This window comes from Mesorhizobium sp. M7A.F.Ca.US.014.04.1.1 (genome assembly GCF_003998745.1).
Taxonomy (GTDB): domain Bacteria; phylum Pseudomonadota; class Alphaproteobacteria; order Rhizobiales; family Rhizobiaceae; genus Mesorhizobium; species Mesorhizobium ciceri.
Genome location: NZ_RZRW01000597.1, coordinates 1 through 3,395, shown reverse-complemented (window position 1 = coordinate 3,395; position 3,395 = coordinate 1). Strand labels below are relative to the sequence as shown.

The 3,395-nt window shown below is 65.4% G+C and carries 8 protein-coding genes; 2 read left to right on the top strand and 6 right to left on the bottom strand.

The window, feature by feature from the left end:
* Window positions 1-42: 42 nt before the first annotated feature.
* Window positions 43-981, bottom strand: a complete 939-nt coding sequence (locus EOA22_RS28290; protein WP_063170278.1) for an alpha/beta hydrolase — start codon at window positions 979-981, stop codon at window positions 43-45.
* A gap of 146 nt (window positions 982-1,127) precedes the next feature.
* Between EOA22_RS28290 and EOA22_RS28285 the strand changes: the two genes are divergently transcribed.
* Both EOA22_RS28285 and EOA22_RS39615 read left to right on the top strand, forming a co-directional pair.
* Window positions 1,128-1,436, top strand: coding sequence for a hypothetical protein (locus EOA22_RS28285; RefSeq protein WP_013530773.1), 309 nt, complete (start codon window positions 1,128-1,130; stop codon window positions 1,434-1,436).
* Window positions 1,437-1,527: 91 nt separating this feature from the next.
* The gene (locus tag EOA22_RS39615; protein WP_263484935.1) at window positions 1,528-1,662 is read left to right on the top strand and encodes a hypothetical protein; all 135 of its coding nucleotides are present in this window, start codon (window positions 1,528-1,530) and stop codon (window positions 1,660-1,662) included.
* Window positions 1,663-1,700: 38 nt separating this feature from the next.
* On the opposite strand, the gene EOA22_RS28280 is transcribed toward EOA22_RS39615, so the two are convergent.
* The 5 genes from EOA22_RS28280 to EOA22_RS38240 form a co-directional block, all read right to left on the bottom strand.
* Window positions 1,701-1,946: a DUF982 domain-containing protein gene (locus EOA22_RS28280; RefSeq protein ID WP_027160738.1), complete on the bottom strand. Its 246-nt coding sequence runs from the start codon at window positions 1,944-1,946 to the stop codon at window positions 1,701-1,703.
* A 14-nt stretch (window positions 1,947-1,960) separates the two neighbouring features.
* Window positions 1,961-2,197 carry a DUF982 domain-containing protein gene (locus EOA22_RS28275; RefSeq protein WP_013530775.1) on the bottom strand — a complete coding sequence of 79 codons (237 nt, stop codon included), beginning with the start codon at window positions 2,195-2,197 and terminating at the stop codon, window positions 1,961-1,963.
* Window positions 2,198-2,291: 94 nt separating this feature from the next.
* Window positions 2,292-2,735, bottom strand: coding sequence for a GFA family protein (locus EOA22_RS28270; protein ID WP_013530776.1), 444 nt, complete (start codon window positions 2,733-2,735; stop codon window positions 2,292-2,294).
* 171 nt (window positions 2,736-2,906) lie between these two features.
* Window positions 2,907-3,086: a DUF3606 domain-containing protein gene (locus EOA22_RS28265; protein ID WP_013530777.1), complete on the bottom strand. Its 180-nt coding sequence runs from the start codon at window positions 3,084-3,086 to the stop codon at window positions 2,907-2,909.
* A 125-nt stretch (window positions 3,087-3,211) separates the two neighbouring features.
* Window positions 3,212-3,395: hypothetical protein (locus EOA22_RS38240; protein ID WP_206521347.1), on the bottom strand; the 184-nt coding region annotated here is incomplete at its 5' end.

Below are 3,395 nucleotides of genomic sequence, written 5' to 3'. Positions count from 1 at the left end.
GTTGGGCGCCGACCTGCCTGAAACCGAAACGTCCTGAGCCCATCAAGGGGAGGGCGAAGGTAACTCCGATCGCACGGAGATGCCGTGACTGGTTTCGCCGAAGAAGCCGGCCAGCAGATCGGCCGTCCGCGCCGGGTCCTCCTCGGGGAAGAAGTGTCCACCCGGCATCGCCTGTCCGCGCACGTCGTCGGCCCAGCCGCGCCACAGCGCCAGTGGTCCGCCTTCGCCGGCATACCAATCCGCCAACGCGCCCTGACCGCTCCATAGCGCCAGCAGCGGGCAGCGGATGCGCCGGCCGGCTGCCTTGTCGGCATGGTCATGCTCGCGGTCGAGCGTGGCTGCCGCCCGATATTCCTCGCAGATGGCATGGGCGTGGGCAGGCGTACGCAGGGCCTCCACATAGGCCTGACGCACTTCGGCTGGAAACGCCGATGGCTGTGAGCCCCAGCCGTTGAGCGCATTGTCGACGATCGCCTCGGCGGCGCCGGACAGGATCTTTTCCGGCAATGGCTCGGGCTGCGCCAGCAGCGACCATGGCCAATAGCCCAGCGCCAGCCTGGCGTCGGCGCGGTCCCAGGCATCGGCGGTCGGCACGATGTCGAGGACGGCGAGCCTGTCGATGCTGCCCGGATGGTCGAGCGCCATGCGGTAGGCGACACGCCCGCCGCGATCATGGCCGGCGACCATGAAGCTGCTGAAACCCAGCTTCTCCATCAGCCTCACCAAATCGTCCGCCATGGCGCGCTTGGCATAGGGTGCGTGGTCCGGAGTGGACGCCGGACAGGAGCTGCCGCCATAGCCGCGCAAATCGGCGCAGACGACGCTGAACCGGCTGGCCAGAGCGGGCGCGATGTCGCGCCACATCAGATGCGTCTGCGGAAAGCCGTGCAGCAACAGCAATGGCGGCCCGGTCCCGGCACGCAGGCAGAATATGCCGGCATCGCCGGTGTCGATTTCCGCGCCTTGAAAACCTTCGAACATGACCGCCTCCGGCACGCGCAACGGCCGGCGAACGGGTTTGGTTGCAATGCCGCCCGGCGACGCGGCCAACCTTTTTCGTCGACAGGCGTTGTCCCTGTGAAGGGAAGGTCGCCGCAGGCGACCGTGAAAGAAAGAAGGAGGTAGGGATGAGAACTCTCGCCATCATGCCATTCGGCCTTATGCTGGCGCTGGCAGTGCCGGCCGCAGCCCAGCAGCAGAACGACAGCCAGGCGCCGCAGGCCGACAAATGCAGGGCTCAGACCGGGCAAGAGGCAAAACAGCAGCCTGAAAAGCAAGCCGATGACGGCAATTTGACCGCGAAGCTCAACGACTGCGGCGGCGTGCTGAAACCGCCCCCGACGGGAGACCAGGGCATGGCGGCGCCGGCCCCCGACGAAGGCAAGACGCCGGTGATCAAGCCGGGTGAAGTTCCACCCCAGCCGCCGAAGCAATAAACGCCGGCTCCCTGGTATTATCGCACAAGCTAATGGAACCTCGTTTTCTCGGGAGCGTTTTTCTCACGACTTGGAATTTGGAGAGATTATCGTGAGAGATATTGCAGCCACAGCCACGTTGCTTGCATCGATCGCCATCGTGATTGCATTGATTCTTCTGGTGCCGAAGAGCTTTGGATTCGAAACCTCTCAGCCGATTGTCCAGGGCGAGCTTCCAACGAAATGACAAAGCAGGCGAGGCACGACGTCTGCTTCCTTTGACACCTACCGCACCAAGACGCCGGCGTGGCTGCAGAGCGCTGCGAACGCTTCCTGCGCCTCGGCGGCGCCTGTCTGGGTTTCCAATGCGGCTTCGACCTTCTCGCGCGCCGCCTGGTAGAACGGGCCGCGCTTGGCCTGCGGCCAATCGATCAGGATTTCGCTGGCATCCCTGAGCGTGGCGACGTCGCGGATCGTGTCCGAGCCATGCGGCTTGATCCGCATCGGTGTGGGCAAAATGAGCTCGGACATGTCCTGTTTTCCAACTACTGCAGGAGTTTTGCTTCGCGCGCGGCGTCGATCACCGCCCGCATCGCTTTTTCCGGCGGCGTCCAGCCATCCAGCGCATCGCGGCAGCTGCGCAACGCCGCCCGGTAGCGCCGTCCCTGGCCAGCCGGCCAGTCGCCGAGGCATTCCAGGCCTTCCCAGGCGCTGCGGACGATGCGCTCGCGCTCAGGCGCGAATTTCAGCCTGATGGGGCGGGGAAACATCTTGTCGTTCAACGGTCGTCTCCATGATTGCCGCAAGTCGCCGGGCGACATGCGTGAGAGGCGTCCGGTAACGTCGGCGGCAGGGCAGGGTTCCCTTGCCCGGAGATCAAATCTCTGCGTCGATGTCCGACAGCGATCTCGGCGTCGGCGCTTCGGCGTTGTACGCCGCTGGGCGGTCATGCTCGAACTGTTCGGCGCCGGGCAAAGCGTGCAGCCAGGTCTCGCGCCTGGAGGTCCACAATTCATATTCGGGCACGAGATCGGTCGGCGCGATGTCGAGGCTGCCGATTGCCACCTCGGCCTCGTTGTCGTCGACCCAGGCGACGCGGCCGCCGCATGTCGGGCAAAAGCTGCGCGTGCCATAGGAGCTGACGAGGCCGGTGGTCTCGAAGGCCTCGCGCGGCCAGATGGCAAAGGCCGAATAGACCGAACCGCCGGCCTTGCGGCAATCCTTGCAATGGCACAGGCCGACGCGCAGCGGCGCGCCGTGAACCTCGAACTGCACGCCGCCGCACAGGCAGCTGCCGGTCCTGCGTATGGTGTCGGACATGACAACCTCCCTCAATGCGTGGCGCTGCGGGCCGGGTGGGACAGATGCTCGTCTGCCGTTTCGTTGGCCAGGATGAGAAACCGGGAAAAAGACATCCTGTTCACCGTACCACCAGGCCCGGTTGACGCGGCCCGCAGCGTCTTCAACGCCGCCCAGGCGAAATGGTTTCGGCTAGCCGCGGGCCGCCATATGGGCGTCGAGCTTCTTGCGCGAGGGTCCGTAGCGCTTGATGATGGTCTGTGCCTCGCTTGGCGGAATGCCGTATTTGCGGGCAAAGGCGGCAACCTCGTAGGGCTCTTCGCCCGAGACCTGCTTGCGGTCCTGTTTCGTCTTCGACTTGTCGTCAGCCATCTCAGGCCTCGCTTTCTGTTGTCGGGGAAACGCGCAACCTTCGGCGCCCGCGATCAACACGACATAACACAGATCGGCGCCGCCGGTTCCACCAGGCGACACGGCCAGGCTGCAACCGGCCTGTATCAGGCCGATGGCCGCATCGGGTCGGCGTCGGCAGCGTGGTCGCCGTCACATTCGGAGCATGCCGCGCTGAGGCCGGGGCAGCCGCGCCGGTGGGTGCCGGCAGGGCAACAATGGCCGTTGGAACTCGTCCAGCGCGGACATTGGAAGACCTGGCCAGCGCCGCCGCAGCCGCTGCATTCCGGC